The sequence below is a fragment of the Parafrankia sp. BMG5.11 genome (assembly GCF_004337455.1).
Map to the genome: position 1 here is coordinate 100,786 of NZ_SJXI01000056.1, position 14,620 is coordinate 115,405.

General features: G+C 69.0%; 17 protein-coding genes. 12 read left to right on the forward strand and 5 right to left on the reverse strand.

Features of this window, described 5'->3' with window-relative positions; translation table 11 throughout:
- The first annotated feature begins 50 nt into the window (after positions 1 to 50).
- Complete coding sequence (locus tag E0504_RS31985; protein WP_131626398.1) at positions 51 to 878, forward strand: aminoglycoside phosphotransferase; 828 nt, start codon at positions 51 to 53, stop codon at positions 876 to 878.
- Between the two features lie 214 nt (positions 879 to 1,092).
- Positions 1,093 to 1,659 carry a putative immunity protein gene (locus tag E0504_RS31990; RefSeq protein ID WP_131626482.1) on the forward strand — a complete coding sequence of 189 codons (567 nt, stop codon included), beginning with the start codon at positions 1,093 to 1,095 and terminating at the stop codon, positions 1,657 to 1,659.
- Positions 1,660 to 1,898: 239 nt separating this feature from the next.
- Here E0504_RS31990 and E0504_RS31995 read toward each other — a convergent pair whose 3' ends face one another.
- Positions 1,899 to 3,293, reverse strand: a complete 1,395-nt coding sequence (locus E0504_RS31995; protein WP_243657699.1) for a hypothetical protein — start codon at positions 3,291 to 3,293, stop codon at positions 1,899 to 1,901.
- Between the two features lie 358 nt (positions 3,294 to 3,651).
- On the opposite strand from E0504_RS31995, the gene E0504_RS32000 reads away from it, so the two are divergent.
- Positions 3,652 to 4,491 carry a hypothetical protein gene (locus E0504_RS32000; protein ID WP_207974625.1) on the forward strand — a complete coding sequence of 280 codons (840 nt, stop codon included), beginning with the start codon at positions 3,652 to 3,654 and terminating at the stop codon, positions 4,489 to 4,491.
- Between the two features lie 183 nt (positions 4,492 to 4,674).
- Here the strand turns inward: E0504_RS32000 and E0504_RS32005 are convergent, their stop codons facing one another.
- Both E0504_RS32005 and E0504_RS32010 read right to left on the reverse strand, forming a co-directional pair.
- Entirely contained in the window at positions 4,675 to 5,052 is a 378-nt protein-coding gene (locus tag E0504_RS32005) for a hypothetical protein (protein ID WP_131626401.1), read from the reverse strand.
- Complete coding sequence (locus tag E0504_RS32010; protein ID WP_131626402.1) at positions 5,049 to 5,414, reverse strand: hypothetical protein; 366 nt, start codon at positions 5,412 to 5,414, stop codon at positions 5,049 to 5,051. Before E0504_RS32010 ends, E0504_RS32005 begins: the two co-directional genes overlap by 4 nt.
- A 287-nt stretch (positions 5,415 to 5,701) precedes the next feature.
- On the opposite strand from E0504_RS32010, the gene E0504_RS32015 reads away from it, so the two are divergent.
- Positions 5,702 to 6,271 carry a kinase gene (locus E0504_RS32015; RefSeq protein WP_131626403.1) on the forward strand — a complete coding sequence of 190 codons (570 nt, stop codon included), beginning with the start codon at positions 5,702 to 5,704 and terminating at the stop codon, positions 6,269 to 6,271.
- A 154-nt stretch (positions 6,272 to 6,425) separates the two neighbouring features.
- Here E0504_RS32015 and E0504_RS51470 read toward each other — a convergent pair whose 3' ends face one another.
- Entirely contained in the window at positions 6,426 to 7,640 is a 1,215-nt protein-coding gene (locus E0504_RS51470; protein ID WP_207974629.1) for a hypothetical protein, read from the reverse strand.
- On the opposite strand from E0504_RS51470, the gene E0504_RS52440 reads away from it, so the two are divergent.
- The 4 genes from E0504_RS52440 to E0504_RS32035 all read left to right on the forward strand — a co-directional run bounded on the left by E0504_RS52440 (position 7,632) and on the right by E0504_RS32035 (position 10,216).
- Positions 7,632 to 7,823 carry a hypothetical protein gene (locus tag E0504_RS52440; RefSeq protein WP_243657700.1) on the forward strand — a complete coding sequence of 64 codons (192 nt, stop codon included), beginning with the start codon at positions 7,632 to 7,634 and terminating at the stop codon, positions 7,821 to 7,823. The two genes, E0504_RS51470 and E0504_RS52440, sit on opposite strands and share 9 nt — an antisense overlap.
- Before the next feature lie 572 nt (positions 7,824 to 8,395).
- Positions 8,396 to 9,265, forward strand: a complete 870-nt coding sequence (locus E0504_RS32025) for an ATP-binding protein (protein WP_243657701.1) — start codon at positions 8,396 to 8,398, stop codon at positions 9,263 to 9,265.
- A 15-nt stretch (positions 9,266 to 9,280) separates the two neighbouring features.
- Positions 9,281 to 9,637 (forward strand): hypothetical protein, encoded by a 357-nt coding sequence (locus E0504_RS32030; protein ID WP_131626404.1) that lies wholly within the window; start codon positions 9,281 to 9,283, stop codon positions 9,635 to 9,637.
- Between the two features lie 177 nt (positions 9,638 to 9,814).
- Entirely contained in the window at positions 9,815 to 10,216 is a 402-nt protein-coding gene (locus E0504_RS32035) for a hypothetical protein (protein ID WP_131626405.1), read from the forward strand.
- A gap of 246 nt (positions 10,217 to 10,462) precedes the next feature.
- Here E0504_RS32035 and E0504_RS32040 read toward each other — a convergent pair whose 3' ends face one another.
- Positions 10,463 to 10,690 (reverse strand): hypothetical protein, encoded by a 228-nt coding sequence (locus E0504_RS32040; RefSeq protein ID WP_131626406.1) that lies wholly within the window; start codon positions 10,688 to 10,690, stop codon positions 10,463 to 10,465.
- On the opposite strand from E0504_RS32040, the gene E0504_RS32045 reads away from it, so the two are divergent.
- From E0504_RS32045 to fxlM, 4 genes are all read left to right on the forward strand, one after another.
- Entirely contained in the window at positions 10,689 to 10,895 is a 207-nt protein-coding gene (locus E0504_RS32045) for a hypothetical protein (protein WP_131626407.1), read from the forward strand. The two genes, E0504_RS32040 and E0504_RS32045, sit on opposite strands and share 2 nt — an antisense overlap.
- Before the next feature lie 342 nt (positions 10,896 to 11,237).
- Positions 11,238 to 12,119, forward strand: coding sequence for a methyltransferase domain-containing protein (locus E0504_RS32050; protein WP_306769284.1), 882 nt, complete (start codon positions 11,238 to 11,240; stop codon positions 12,117 to 12,119).
- 83 nt (positions 12,120 to 12,202) lie between these two features.
- On the forward strand, positions 12,203 to 12,997 hold the full coding sequence (locus tag E0504_RS32055; RefSeq protein ID WP_131626409.1) for an SAM-dependent methyltransferase: 795 nt from the start codon (positions 12,203 to 12,205) through the stop codon (positions 12,995 to 12,997).
- A 342-nt stretch (positions 12,998 to 13,339) separates the two neighbouring features.
- On the forward strand, positions 13,340 to 14,605 hold the full coding sequence (gene fxlM / locus E0504_RS32060) for a methyltransferase, FxLD system (RefSeq protein WP_131626410.1): 1,266 nt from the start codon (positions 13,340 to 13,342) through the stop codon (positions 14,603 to 14,605).
- Positions 14,606 to 14,620: the final 15 nt, after the last annotated feature.

Here is a 14,620-nt window from a genome sequence, read left to right on the forward strand (position 1 = left end):
GCCGCCACTGTAGGCGCGGACCGCCCTTGCTCCCGATGGGGAGGATCTGTATGTCCTTGTCCCGGATGAAATGGGAGGACCTGCCCATGACCGTCCGGCGGGCGGTGGAGGCCCATACGGGGCCTGTCACGGCAGCCTCGACGACCTCGGGCGGCTTCAACTCGGCCATCGCCGCCACCCTGCACACGCGGTCCGGACCGGTGTTCTGCAAGGGCCTCCCGATGGATCATCGGCAGATCGTCACGCAACGTCGAGAGCGTGAGATCAACCCTCACGTGGTCGGGCTGTCTCCTCGGCTGCTGTGGCATGTCGAGGTGGACGGGTGGGATCTGTCCGGTTTCGAGCACATCAACGGCCGGCACGCAGACTACCGACCGGGCTCCGACGACCTTCGCCTGATCGTCGAGTGCCTGCAGCGACTTCAGCAAGTCGAATGCCCGGACCTGCCGCTCAAACAAGCTGAGCAGCGCCTCCGTGGATATGTCACCGAGCCGGCCGAAGCAGAGATGTTCGCGGGCGACGCGTTGCTCCACACTGACTGGAACTGCGCGAACCTCCTGATCAAGGGCCGTGCCTACCTGGTGGACTGGGCGTGGGCGACCCGGGGCGCGGCCTGGCTGGACCCAGCGGGCTGGCTTGTCTGGCTCATGGCCGAAGGCGGGCACACCGCCGCCCAGGCCGAAGCGTGGGCAGGACGGATCCCGTCCTGGCCGGCCGCGCCCGCCGATGCCGTCGCCGCGTATGCCAAAGCCAACGCACGCCTGTGGGCCGAGATCGCCCAGGGCCGCCCGGATGAGTGGACCTCACGCACAGCCTCGGCTGCGGGCGCATGGGCGCTCTACCGTGCGCAACAGGACCAAGCGCGAGTGGGATGTTGAAGAATCATTGCCGGAAGGCAGGTAAGGACAGGACAGGCCGTGCGGGTTGCTAGCCTTCCAGCGTGTGGGTGGCCACCAGGATCTGCCCACTGGCGGCCACCGCGGACGGCCCGCTGGCGGCCCACTTCCTCACTCCGGGTGGCGGCTGCCGCCAAGGCGCTCGCGCTGGGAGATGACGCTCGGCGCCTCTGATCAGCTATGTAAAGTTCGCGTGGTGGGATCTCCGCAGACGCTCAGCGAAGCCGACCGACGTCTTGTCGCCGCATGGGCCGCCGATTGCGCAGAGCGGGTTCTGGGCCTGTTCGAGGCCGAAGCTCCACAGGATGACCGCCCTCGCGCTGCCATCGCCCGGACCCGGGCGTTCGCCCGGGGAGAGCTGAACACTGCCGAGGAAATCCGCCGTCGATTCGTGGGTGGCGTCGCTGCCGGTGATGTGAAGGCTCCCGCAGCAGCTGCCGCTGCCCGAGCCGCCGGTCAAGCCGTAGCCATCTGCCACATGGGCGCGCACGCACTGGGCACCGCCGCGTATGCAGCCAAAGCAGCCGGCCTGGCGGCCCCCGGCCGGCCAGGAGCCGTCAAGGACGAGATCCGCTGGCAGCTCAATCACATGACGGCAGAGGTCCGGGCCGCCCTGCGAGCCCTCCCGCCTGTCGGCGAGAATCGGTCAGGTCCTCTCGGGCCCGGACTCCTCACATCAGGCCAACTCGGCACGATCATTCGCGACCTCCAAGCCGGTCTTGCCCTGCCCGACCAGGACTGCCCGAAAATACGGTCGTTGTAAACGTAGTGCGATCGGCGGCCTTCAACCCCGTCGCACCATCACTCAGCGTGGCCGTCGCCGACGACTTGGCCACCTGCAGGCAGTTTCCGCTGGCCACCGACACCAGCGCCCGACAGCCGCTTTCCACGGCTTCTGTGGCAGCGCTGGGCCCGTGGTGTCAACCACCCCGGCCATGACGATCAACGGAGAGCTATCCCGTGATCCCGCGCCCTGCGGGATCACGGGTCGGCGTGTGTGGATCAGCTGTCTGCTGGCGTCAGGACTCGCTCAAGGAAGGCGTCGTAGCTTTCGGCGTCGAGCGTGCCGTCCAGGGACAGCGCGGTACGGATCGACTCCTCGCTGACGGCGCGGGGAATGCCGCGTCGTTCTGCTTCGCCGATCACCGAGGCGATGGTGGCGGCGGCGAGGGCGGGGCGGTGGCGGATGAGCCAATCGAGCATCCCGGCGATCGGGCGGTTGATCCCGTAGAAGGTGGGCTTGTATATGTCGACGCGGCTGGCGGCGCTGGCGTCGAGCTCCCTGCCGGTCGTGAACTCGTCGAGGATCGCGTAGCGGATCGTGATCGACAGGTCGGCCATGGGGACCAGACGCTCACCGGTGAGGTCGGCCGCGACAGACCAGCCGAGGTCCTCGGCGATGTCACGCACGGCCGCCTCGCTACGCCAGCGCAGTGCCCAGCGCCGGCGCCGGTTCGGGTTCTCCCACAGGCCCGACATGAATATCCGGACGTAGCGGTTCCAGACATCGATGATCCCCGGGGGCTGCGTCGCGTCGCCCCGGGTCGCCTGGATGGTCTCCCTGACGCCGTCGTCCGAGCGGCGCCGCCGCTCTGCCCAGTCCTCGGCGACTGGTCGCGACCACACGCTGCGCCCGCCCACGGTGGCCTGGGGCAGCGGGACGTCGCCCTCGCCGCGGGCGATGTAGGCGCGCAGGGTCGATGCGGCGATCCCGCCGATCGTGGCGAGTTCGGCCTGGCTGACCAGCTGGTCGCCGGTGATCTCCGGTGCGGCGAGGCGGACCACGCACTCCGCCAACGGCCGGGCACCGCCACGGCGGTACCCGGCCCAGCAGGCGAGTTCGTTCAGCCACGGGGCGACGAGCCGCGCGGGATCGACGCGGCCGGTGTCCGCGTCGACGTCCGCCACGGCGAACACCTGCCCGCGGGCGGCATCCCCGCCACCGGCGAGTAGATCGGCCGCGCTGACGGTCGTGGCCCCGGGCACCGAGCGGCGCACGTAGGTCTCACCCGCCGCGTCCCACACCTGCGCCGGCCGGTACCAGCTGTCGCCGTCCCACCAGTAGCCGCCAGCGCGGTACAGCAGAGCCGGCCCCCAGTAGGTCATGTGCAGGGAGGAGGCGTCGTCGTCCCGGTAGAGCACCACCGACCGCCCGTGGTCAGGATGCCAGCGCACGATCCAGCACAGGTCATGACGGCCCGGGTCGGTCGTGAACGCCACCCACCCGCCCTCACGGACCCGGTCCTGGCGACCCCACGTCTCCCCGCCCGGATGACGGCCCACCGCCGAGATCCCCTTCGGGTCGTCCACAGGGATGTGTGCGTCGTCGACGAACGGCAGATCCGGGATCGGGTGATCCGTCCGCAGGCCGTTCGCCACCGCGTGATACCGATACATCTCCACTGCTGTACGCTCCCGCCCGTAGCGCTGTCTTATCTACAGCGTAAACGGCGGAGGTGCACAGCAAGTTCCCACTCGTCGGGGTCCATGCTGGATTCCTGAGCGTCAGAGCCGCGGCGCTGATCGACCTGCACGGGGTACCGGGCGCCGGGGCTGGGGGGCGTCGAGGCCTTCGCCACGGGCCAGCCGTGAGCTACGCCGGCATTGCGAAGGACCGCCGGACTGAGCCAAAGAGGGACACGCAAGACCACCTTCACCACTTTTGGTACATGTGATGCGACTATGTGTCGTATCTAGTTGATCTCGTCATCCGCCGGGAATCTGACGGCGTGCTGTTGGCCGATGTGGAGGTCTGGTGAGCCGGGGAGTGGACTCATCTGTACTGCGGCTGGTGCACTACACACCCGCCGGCGTCGCGTCGTACCAGGCGATGGATGCGGGACGGTCCGCGCTGGAGGCTCTGTCACGGGTGGTTCCTCGGCTGCTGACCCCCAAGACGTACACCGCTCGCATCATGGCTGCGGACACGGAGAAGCTCCCCGGCGTCGAGGCGCTGCTGTTCGGCCTGGCCGAGGCCCGGGAGGTGCACATCGTGGGGGGCAGCTGGCTGGCGCAGCAGATGCGCGACCTGCTGCGCGCCGGGAGGATCCCGGGCTGGAATCTGCACGAACTGCCGGAGACCACGACACCGGTGTTCGCGCTCTTCCCGCTCCTACCGGCGGTCACGGTCACCGCGTTGGAGAAGTGTCCGTTCGCCACGGTGGAGGAGGTCGCCGCAGCGCCGGACGAGGGTCTACGGGAGCTTCACCGTCTCGGGGCGAAGGGTGTGGCCGCGATCCGGGAAGCCTGTGCCCATCCGGCGGTGCGGGAGTTCACCGGCCGGCCGGCGGTGTTTCCCGATCTTGCCGATGCGCCGCCGCCGTTCGGGGATCGGATGAACGTCGCTCACCAGATCCGCTACCAGGGGTTTCTGGACGGTCTTCTGCACCGGTCGTTGCCGCAGGCCGCTGTCGACACGATCATCAGGTCGATCGACGGCGAGCCGCTGCCGTCCGCCGACCCGCTGGTGCTGATGCTCCTAGAGACCGCCGGCGCGACAGACCTTCTTGCCTACTACGCGAACACGCACGGCCCCGCGGCAGCCGAGACCAGCGCGCCGGGCCGCAACCCCGAGAAGCCCGCGCTCCCGGCGTGACCACGGACCGCGCAAAGTCGGCCTTGACCTGTACAGCTGGCCGCCCTCCTCCACACTCGTGTTCGGATCAAGCACCCGCACCTGGCCTCCATCTCGATCGCCTTGCTGCCGGCGGCGAGCGGGTGAGTGCCTGACCGAGCTCGGGGCCTGAAGTGCCGCATACCTGTCGCTGGGCCCAAAGGGTCAGGCCCGTTCGCCTGCAATGTCCTTCCGGTTTGGGCGCTGGAGGCAGGCTCCGGCATCGATGGTGGTCGCGGCCCGGATCAGCATCCAGGCGAGGGCCTGCGCTTCCTGCGCGGTGAGGCACTCGAAACCGCCGCGGGTGGGCGCACAGTCACCGAAGTCGGCGCTGATGATCGCCGGGTGGACGGTGGACGCCGTCACGTACTGTTCGACCCGCACGCGCAGGGGGCCGGTCACCGCGGACCGCAGCCCAGGTATCTCCGGGATGTCGATCTCCGCGATCTCCGCAATGTGATGGTCGCCGGGGCCACCGGGTTCGGGACGGAGATGGCCCTCTGGAAGCTGGCACCACGCGGGGCAGGAGTCGCTGGCGGTCACCGGATCACCCGCCGTGTCACGACGCCGCTGCCCGCGGAACGCATGCCGAGAGGGGTGTGCCAGACGAGGCGGAGGTTCCGTCCGGCCACTGCGAAGATCCTGACGGCGTCCTCCTCGTGGGAACACGACGCGTGAAGGGTCGCGCCACCCGCGATGACAAAGGCGTGGTCGTCGAACTGGAAGCCCCAGCCGAACACCGCGTCCTCCAACAGACCGACGTCCTGCTCGACGAGCGCGAACACGCGGGGTGCATGTCTGGCGATAAACGACTCCAGGACCCCGGGCACATCTTGGAAGTCTCCGAGCCAGGCAACGTCAGCCCGGAGTTGATCGTCGGGCTCGGCACTGAACTCAATGGTCATGCGGGTCGGTCCTTTCCATTTACGCGCCGGGCGGGCGAACGGAAACCGTCACACCATCGCCCGGACAGCGGCCGGCCGTCATTCCCTCCACGACGAACGATGTGCTCGCGCGGCATCGTTCACGTGACCTGGGCGAATGCGGAGACTGAGCGCCATCTCTTCGTGGGCGCTGCACACGCCGCGCGCACGTCTACAAAGCGAGCGCGGCCGGATGCGCCTATCACCTACCGCCGCGGACGTCCGGACCGGCTGCCGGCAGCGGTGTCCGTGCTGGCAGCATCGTGAAGGTGCCGGACGATGCGGTGGCAGGATCGGCGACGACCACGCTGGTGGTGATCCGCGGCAACTCGGGAGCGGGTAAGAGCTCGGTCGCGCGGGCGCTACGGGCACGAGCGGGGCGTGGTGTCGCGCTGGTGGAGCAGGACTATCTGCGCCGGGTGGTGCTGAGAGAACGGGACGATCCCGGCGGGTTCGCTCCGGCACTGATCGATCGGACCGTGCGATTCTGTCTTGATCACGGCTTTCACGTCGTGCTGGAGGGCATCCTCGCCGCGGCCCGCTACGCGACCATGATCAGAGGACTGCTTGGTGCGCATCGGGGGCGGAGCTTCGTCTTCTATCTCGACGCGTCACTGGAGGAGACGCTGCGACGTCATGCCACCCGGCCGCAGGCGGCTGAGTTCACAGGCGAGGACATGCGCAGCTGGTACCTACCCCGTGATCTTCTTGGGGTAGACGGCGAAGAGGTGGTCCCGGAAAGCTCCGCGCTCGAACAGACGGTCGCGTTCATCGGAGGCGCCGCTGGACTCGTACCCGCGTCTCCCAGCCGGTCGGCACCAGGCAGTTCTGCCCCATGAATCTCGCGGCGGGCGCGGGTGTTGCGGGATTTGTGGCGTGCCGCTCCAGACCAAGCACCGGATTGGCGCAGCCAATAATGCTTCCGCCGGTGGATGGTGTGTGGCTCGGCGGATCGCGACGTTCTCACCGTGCCGCCGACCGCAGGCGAGCCGGTCAGCTGGGTCGACGCGGGAGGCCTAGAAGATCGGCTTCGGATTCGTAGAGGTCCTCGAAGGCGCGGACCGCCGGATCGGCGCGAAACGCGGCGAGGCGAGCGCGCAGGTGTTGGACCCGGTCGGAGGTGCGTGCTGATCCTGCGCGTGCGTCGAGGCGGACGACGTGTGTGGCTTCCTCGACGGCGCGGTGGAGATCGCCTGTCTGCAGGTATGCCTCGGCGAGCCAGGAGCGGTAGAGGGCGGCTTCGCGGGCGTGGTCTTCGTCGCAGCGGGCGACCGCGTCGACCAGCAGCGGCTCGGCGCGTTGCGGGAGGCCGAGTTCGACGTAGCAGCGGCCGGCCATCACCTGGATCTCGTTGTCGTCGAGCCAGTACACCCAGGTCGGTTCGTCGTCGGGGCGCCGCTGATCGTAGTGCCGCTCCACTGCGGCGAGCGCTTTCTCCGTGGCGGACCGGTCGCCGGCTTTCGCGTGTGCCCAGGCGATCCGTTCGTACAACAGCGCCAGGGTGGCCGGCGTGGCGGAGTTCTCCGCTCCGTGCAGGGCGGTGCGGGCCAGCAGGACGGCGGTGCGTGGATCGTGCTGGTTGGCGAACTGGTAGCTCAACGTCGAGATCAGGTTGGCCGCGACCGGGCTGTTGCCCGCGGCGTGCGCGGCTTTCACTCCGTCGAGGTAGAAGCGGCGCGCGGCCTGGGTGTGGCCGGCGTCCATCGCGACCCAGCCGGCGAGCTGGCAGAGCTCCGCGATCGCGGACTGAAGCCGACGCCCGAGGTGCTCGTCGTAGGTCGCGTCGTCGAGCACGGCGGTCGTGGCGGCGAGTTCCCGCGCGACCAGCTCGTGCAGATCCCGGCCGCCGACGAAGTCGTCCAGGCGGCGCAACTGCGCGACCCGGCCTTCCACCGTGCGGGTGAACGCCTCGCCGATCCGCCTTCCCGTGCGGGTTTCCACGACCTGTGGTGGTTCGGTCACCAGCCACTCGTGCGCGCGGCGCAGCGCCGTGTCCGCGTCGATGTCCGCCATGGGGTCGCTGCCAGCGGGCGCGACGGAACCCGTCCGGACCGGAAGGGCGGGTACACGCGCGTGTTCGGCACGTACCGACTCGGGCTGCGGTCGCCGGCTGCTGATCGCGGTGGCGCTGTGTGCGGAGCCGTCCTGCGCCGGCGGTGGGAGGCCCTTGCGGATCTGCGCGATGAGGAGCAGGTCGTCATGGGGCATCTGTTCGCGGTCGTCGAGATCGATGAGGTTGTGGATGCTGGTGCCGTAGACCTCGGCGAGCAGCGCCAGGAGTTGGGACTGGGCCGGCGGCGCAGGGGCAGCGGCCAGTTCTCCAGCTCGCTGAGGCGCGGGCCGGTCATCGGGGCTTTGCCGTGCGGGTCAAGGCCGGCGCGGGCGGCGTGAGCGTTGATACGGCCTGCGGCCTGTTGCTGGGTCCAGCCGTGCGCGATCCGGTGCGCGGCGCGGGGACGGTAGTTGTAGCGGCGGGCGAACTCGATCGCGATCTCGTCGTGAGACATGCCCACCGCGCGCATCCGCGCCCGCAACTCGTCCTGCTCGACGCGATGGCTGGGCGTGGCCACGACGGTCGTGAGCCCCTTTCGTGACAGCGTGTGATCCCGCGATTCCGGCGGCATGTCCACGGTAGTCGATCGATCACGCCTCGGGGAGGCGAGGTCGGTACCGCTGCGAAGCGTTTGCTGCTCCCGTGAGTGTTTTCCCAGCTCGCATGGGGTCGGGAGAGACGAACGGCTTCTTCGTGTCCGGGGGAATGACCGTCTGCGCGGTCGGGGCGATGGTGTAACGGTTCCGCTTTACCTACTGTCAGTGAGGACCGTTCCCATGACGTGGATCGGCACCACGCGCCCCGGCCTTCCCCTTGGCCCCAACGCCACCTACGCCGACCGACCGGCAACGCGGCACCGGCCGAACAAGGGCTGCCTCGGGACGGCCCGATGGTCGCAAGGGCGTTCCTGATGAGAACGACGGACTTCGCCCTGAGGGGACCTGAGGATCCGGATGGGGCAGGGGTCAACGACATCGTCCTCAGCAGCGTTCACAACCTCGCGTTCGTGCACGACACCGCCCGCTCCCACCTGTCCCGCCCGCGCCCCCGCCACACGAGTGCGAGACCGGCCCCGCACCCCCAGCCGGAGAACCGTATGACCACCGCCCTCGCCACCACCCCACCCGCAACCCCCGAACCGCCTGACCCCCCGTTGCCGCACCGAATCTGGCACTACCCCGCCGACCCGCCATCCGCCCCCAAGGCCCGCCACCACGTGACGGCCCAACTCGGGCACTGGGGCCTCGGCAGCTTGGCCGACACTGCCGCCATCGTGACCTCCGAGCTGGTCACCAACGCGCTCGCTACCAGCCACCGCGCCTGCCAGGACGGGGACGACGACCTGACGTCGCAGATCGCGCTACGCCTGACCTACAGCCATCAGGATGTGATCGTCGAGGTGTGGGACGGGGGCACTGGTCGCCCGACCCGCCGGGCCACCGGCCCCGACGCGGAGGACGGCCGCGGCCTGCACCTGGTCGCCGCCTTGTCACGCGACACCGGCCACTACCAGGCCCGCGTCCGTACCGCCGTCGGCTACCGACCGAAAGGCAAGGTCGTCTGGGCGGCACTGTCCCACAACGCCCCACCCGTCGGCCTCGCCCCGACCGTCCTGGCCGGGGATCTCCCGCGACGTGCCCCGTCCTCCGGCCCTGCCGAGACCGCACAGGCCCCGGACGTCTTCGACCTGGCGCTGCTGCAACGAGTACGCGACGGCCTACGCAACCTGGACGACTGGACACACCACAGCCACGACGGCCACCGCATCCCACCGGCCTAGAACAGGAGGCAGCCCGTGACCGCCCCCGCAGACCGTTCCTGCCCATCTTGGTGCAAGCAGCCCGCCGACCACCTGTTCGTCGAACCCACCGGCCCCGGCGATTACCACATCTCCGAGTTCACGGTCATCGACCTGCCACAGATCCCGGGCCTGCGGGACACCACCGCGATCCAGGTGGCGGTCGAGCAGTACGTCACCGCCACGACCATCCATCAGCCCATGATCGCCATTGGGCTCGGCCCTGACGGCGCGGACAACGAAGCCCTCACCCCCGACGAAGTCGACGCCCTCACCGCCGCGCTCACCCGCGCGGTCACCCAGGTCCGCACCGTGCAGACACACCCGAACCGGACCAACCATGATCCCATATAGCACGCCTCCCGGCGCGCCCCGGCCCAGCGCTGTCGCAGGGCCGCTGGCGCCCCACGCCGACGCCCACAGATCACGCACCCACTCGGCGGCGGCGCTCCGATCGCCCGAACCACGGGACATCGGGCCCGGCGTCGTCCCGCCCCCACCAGGCCGGCACACGGCGCACGATCGGTACCGATGGCGGTCACCGCGCACCTGCTCCTGATCGACCAGACTGGAAGGATCTTGTTGCAGCAAACGGCGAATGGCCAGTGGGGCCTACCCGCGACCGTGCTGCGCTTCGAGGTCGCGCCCCAACGACACGTCATCACCTTCGCCGGAAGGGATCTGGGGATCGAGGTCGCCGAACGCGGCCTTCTGCTGGCTCACGTCAGCGCGCACAGAACCACCGAGCACGCCGCGGTACGCCTGGTCTTCAGCGTCGGCGTGTGGAACGGCGAGGCTGCCCGCAGCGCTCGCCGTCAATGGGCCTCCCCCGGCAAACCCCCTGAGCGGATGGCCTCGTGGGACGCCCAAGCATTGCCGATGCTCCTCACGGTCACGCCTTACACCGAAATCGGCTGGGACAGCCCAGACTGACCCGTCCTACCGTGACACTCCTTGATCATGATTGCCTGTCGAACTCCGCCGCGCCGGCCCGCAGGTCTGCGCCAGGAGGACGCGCCGCCCTCGTGGTCCTTCCTGATGAAGCGCTGCACGGCCTGGTAGTCGTGCCCGGCGCCATTCCGTCCCTCGACACCGAAACCGGCACCAATGACACCCCCTCACGCGGTCCCACCCGCGCTCCGTCCCATCGTCCTGCTCGCACGGATGCGCGATCTCCTCTCACCCGCCGAGCTGGCCGCCGTACTCGCCACGCTCACGCCACCCATCGACCCGGCCGGCGCGGCCTGGACCGACCTGTGCGCAGCCCTGGACACCTACGAGCGCGCAGCCGAGCACGGACTGGACCTTGACGAGGCCCGCTACCAGGTCGATATCGCCGCCATGATCCTCGACGGCAGGGCGACGACGGTCGTCCCAACAGCTGTTCAACGAAAGGAGCACCGGCATGCCCACCAGGACGGACGATCACCACGACCGCTCGGCCCCGGTCGACGAAGACCTCGAACCCGACGAGGAACAGCGACGCGATGAGCAGATGGGATCATCGCTGCCTTTCGGTGGCCGCCTGCCCTCCTGGGTGTTCCTGATCGCCGCCGCGCTCTCCCTGGCGCTCCTCGTCGCCCTACTGGTCACACCGCTCACCCGGACCTAGACAGCAGCACCCCCGGCGTTCCGGAAGCCGGCAGTCGAGCCATCCTCCCCGCGCCGACTCCAGGTGCGCGATCGGGCGCATCGACTGTTCCGGCTGTCCCAGGACCGTCGCCTCGTCACCGGGCCGGGCACTCGCTGGCCGCGGCGTGGCGCAAGGGCCGACGGTTTGCAGCCCTCGTGGACGAACGTCCGGCTCCGCGTCACGGTGAACGAGCAGCTCAGACCCGTGATTGCAGCGAGAAAAACGTTCCCTTTGCCGGGAATGACCATGTCCATCCATTCGGATGATCATCCTTTTGTTCTGCCTGCCGGCGAAAGGTAGGTACCGCCCTCGACTCCAGGAGTGACCTTGGCCGCGCAGCGCCTGTCCGAGGCAACGCACACGAGCCGCAGCGCCGTCCGCGCCCGCGGACACAGCGAGCCGGATCTGCTCGTCGTGCGCCGTTACTACCAGCCCGGCCCTCATCCCCGCCGAACCTCCGCGGTCGACACTGTCATACTCGCCGGCGCCCGCGTGCGACCTGGGCAAGACCTGATCGCCCTCAACCCAGCGCCGAGGCTGCTATCCGGTGCGCTGTCGGCGGTCTGCCCCGGTGGCAGCGTCACGCTCCTGGCCCCGGCCCCCGCAGCGCTGGCCCAGATCCGACCAACCCCGGAGAACCGCTACCGCTGGGGGTCCGTGTGGGACGCCACCGAGCTGCCTCTCCCCGGCGCCAGCGCCGACGCCGTGATCGGCCGCACCGTCCTGGCGCCCCTCGGCCATCCCCGCCGCGTGCTGATCGACATCGCCCGCGTCCTGCGACCGGGTGGACGGCTGTCACTGTGCGAACCGTTGCTCGGCCAGCGCAGTCCGATCGGCCTCGACGGGCTGAAGCAGCACGAGCTCACCCAGGCCGCGAAGGTCCTGGCAGGCGTCCAGCCCGCCGCCCATGCGTTCACCGTGCCCTACGCGGTCGGCAACGCCCGTCTCGCCGGCCTCACCCACATCGAGCACCTCACCGACACCGTCACCACCAGGCTCACGGGGGTGGCCGCCGCCGAGGCGGCACTGCACGCCCCGGGCCCGGCCGGCGAGTCCGTCTACCAGGCGATCAACCGCAGCCTGGGCGCCGCCTTTGCCCGCCGTTACGCCGACGCGTGGCGCGCAACCGCGCGCCGCCGCCCCATCGTCCTGACCACCCCGATCGTCTACCTCATCGCGGTCAAGCCAGACACCAGGACATGACCGCTGGACACCGCTCCGCCGTGCATTGCGCGTCCTCGTGGACCGCACCTTCACGCATCTGACACCCGTTCGGGAGCCCACCGATGTCCGATTTCCCGCCGCCCACCTTCGACACCACCAGGCCCCACCCGGCCAGGGTGCGGAACTACCTCCTCGGGGGCAAGGACCACTTCCCGGTCGACCGAGAGTACGCCGACGCCCTCACCACGATCTTCCCGAACATCGTGGACGTGGCCCATGCGTCCAGGGAATTCCTGGTCCGCGCGGTCACCTACCTGGCCGCCGACGCGAACGTGCGGCAGTTCCTCGACATCGGGCCGGGCCTGCCGGTGGAGAACAGCACCCACCAGATCGCCCAACAGGTCGCACCACAGTCACGCATTGTCTACGTCGACAACGACCCCCTCGTCCTGACTCACGCCCGCGCGTTGCTCGTCGGAGCCCCCGAGGGCGTCACCGCCTCCATCGATGCCGACCTCCACGAGCCGAAGGTGATCCTCGAACGCGCGGCCGAGACCCTCGACTTCACCGAACCCGTCGGCCTGATCCTGACGGCGGTCATGGGGCTGGTCGTCGACCTTGACGAGGCGTACACCATCACCCGCACCCTGCTGGACGCCCTGCCCTCGGGCAGTTACCTGGTCCTGGACGACGGCGCGGCTGACCCAGACAACGAGCAGATCCTGAACATGCAGACGTTGTCCGACGACTACGGATATCGATACACGTACCGGACAGAGCAGCAGATCGCCGGCTTCTTCGACGGCCTCGACCTCGTCGAACCAGGCATCGTGACCCCCACGCACTGGCGACATACCCCTGAACCGGACAGCCCCGCCGTGCCGTTCGAAGCGTGCGGAGTCGGACGCAGGCGCTGATCGCTTGACGAAGCAGCTCGCATGTCGCATTCAGGGAGAGACTGCGGGGTCTGAGCTTCCGTGCTGGAGGGACGACGGAACGTGGCGCCAAGGCTTGCCGATCCTGCCGAACGAACTGGCATGTTCGCGCCGAACAAACGCGACCAGCCACAACAGTTCTCGCAGGTCAGGTGCCTTGTAGAAGCCGAAGAAGATGTTCGCGGTGGGGGGAATGACTCACCTCGTGATGCCAGGCATCGTAGGGGCGCGCCGCACCAGATCCGCCCACACCAGAAAGATCGCCAGTGCCGTAGAGTCGACAGATCGTCACACAAGGTTGTCATTCGAGCGAGGAGAAGCCTGGTGTCCACCTCCACGAGCGAGACCCCCCAGGAACAGGCAGATGATGTCGCTCGCCTGCGCGAGGAACTCATCCGGGAACTGCATGAGCTGGAGGCGATCGTGACGCCGGAGGTGGAGCGGGCGGTACGGACGGTGCCACGGCATCTGTTCATCCCCGAGATGCGAGTGGAGGAGGCGTACGCCGCCGAGCGCCACTACGTGACGAAGAAGGACGAACTGGGGGTCAGCATCAGTTCGGTGTCCGCCGCGCGGATCCAGGCCATGATGCTGGAGCAGGCCCAGGTCCGCCCCGGGATGCGCGTTCTGGAGATCGGCTCGGGCGGCCTCAACGCCGCGATGCTCGCCGAACTGGTGGGCGAGACCGGCCAGGTCACCTCGATCGACATCGATCAGGACGTCATCGACCGGGCAGCCCGGCTCCTACCCGCGGCGGGCTACGACGCCATCAACCTGCTGCGCGCCGACGGCGAGTTCGGCGCACCGGAGCGCGCTCCCTTCGACAGGATCATCGTCACCGTCTGTGCGGCCGACCTGCCCCCAGCCTGGAGTGACCAGCTCGCCGAGGGCGGCCGGCTCGTCGTCCCGCTGCGGATGCGCGGCCTGACCCGCTCAGTGGCGTTCGAGCGGAAGAACAACCATCTGGCGGACCGTGGCTACGAGCTGTGCGGCTTCGTGCCCATGCAGGGCATCGGGGAACAACGCGAACGCCTCGTCCCGCTCCACGGCGACGAGGTGCGCCTGCGCCTGGACGACGACCAGCACGCCGACGGCGACGCCCTGGCCGCCGCGCTGACAACGCCGCGGAGGGAAGCATGGTCGGGAATCACGGTCGGGAAAGGCGTCAGGTTCGACGGCCTGTACCTGTGGATGGCCATGAAGCTGCCCGAGTTCGGGCTGCTCGCCGCGACGAAAGCCGCCGTGGATTCCGGCCTGGTCGCCCATTCCTGGGGGCTGGGAATCCCGACCCTTCTCGACGGAGACAGCTTCGCCTACCTGACCTACCGCCCCACCGATGAGGATCGCGAGCAGTTCGAGTTCGGCGCCTACGGGCACGGACCCCACGCCGAGATGACTGCCGAAAGGCTGGCCATCCTCATCAGATCCTGGGACGGCACCAGCCTGAACGCCCGCATCAGCGCCCACCCCGCAGACACTCCCGACGAGTCGCTGCCTCCCGACGCACTCGTGCTCGCCCGACGCCACAGCCGTATCGCGATCACCTGGCCGTCCCCGCCGCAGACCACCGCAGCCAATCACTGGCCGTAAAGAAGGAAAGGAAGC

Coding starts and splice junctions, on each gene's coding strand:
- E0504_RS32035 (WP_131626405.1), top strand. CDS start 9,815: ATGGCGGTCACCGCGCACCTGCTCCTGATCGACCAGACTGGAAGGATC.
- E0504_RS31985 (WP_131626398.1), top strand. CDS start 51: ATGTCCTTGTCCCGGATGAAATGGGAGGACCTGCCCATGACCGTCCGG.
- E0504_RS32055 (WP_131626409.1), top strand. CDS start 12,203: ATGTCCGATTTCCCGCCGCCCACCTTCGACACCACCAGGCCCCACCCG.
- E0504_RS52440 (WP_243657700.1), top strand. CDS start 7,632: ATGGGGCATCTGTTCGCGGTCGTCGAGATCGATGAGGTTGTGGATGCT.
- E0504_RS31995 (WP_243657699.1), bottom strand. CDS start 3,293: ATGTATCGGTATCACGCGGTGGCGAACGGCCTGCGGACGGATCACCCG.
- E0504_RS32040 (WP_131626406.1), bottom strand. CDS start 10,690: ATGCCGGTGCTCCTTTCGTTGAACAGCTGTTGGGACGACCGTCGTCGC.
- E0504_RS32010 (WP_131626402.1), bottom strand. CDS start 5,414: ATGACCATTGAGTTCAGTGCCGAGCCCGACGATCAACTCCGGGCTGAC.
- E0504_RS32045 (WP_131626407.1), top strand. CDS start 10,689: ATGCCCACCAGGACGGACGATCACCACGACCGCTCGGCCCCGGTCGAC.
- E0504_RS51470 (WP_207974629.1), bottom strand. CDS start 7,640: ATGCCCCATGACGACCTGCTCCTCATCGCGCAGATCCGCAAGGGCCTC.
- E0504_RS32025 (WP_243657701.1), top strand. CDS start 8,396: ATGAGAACGACGGACTTCGCCCTGAGGGGACCTGAGGATCCGGATGGG.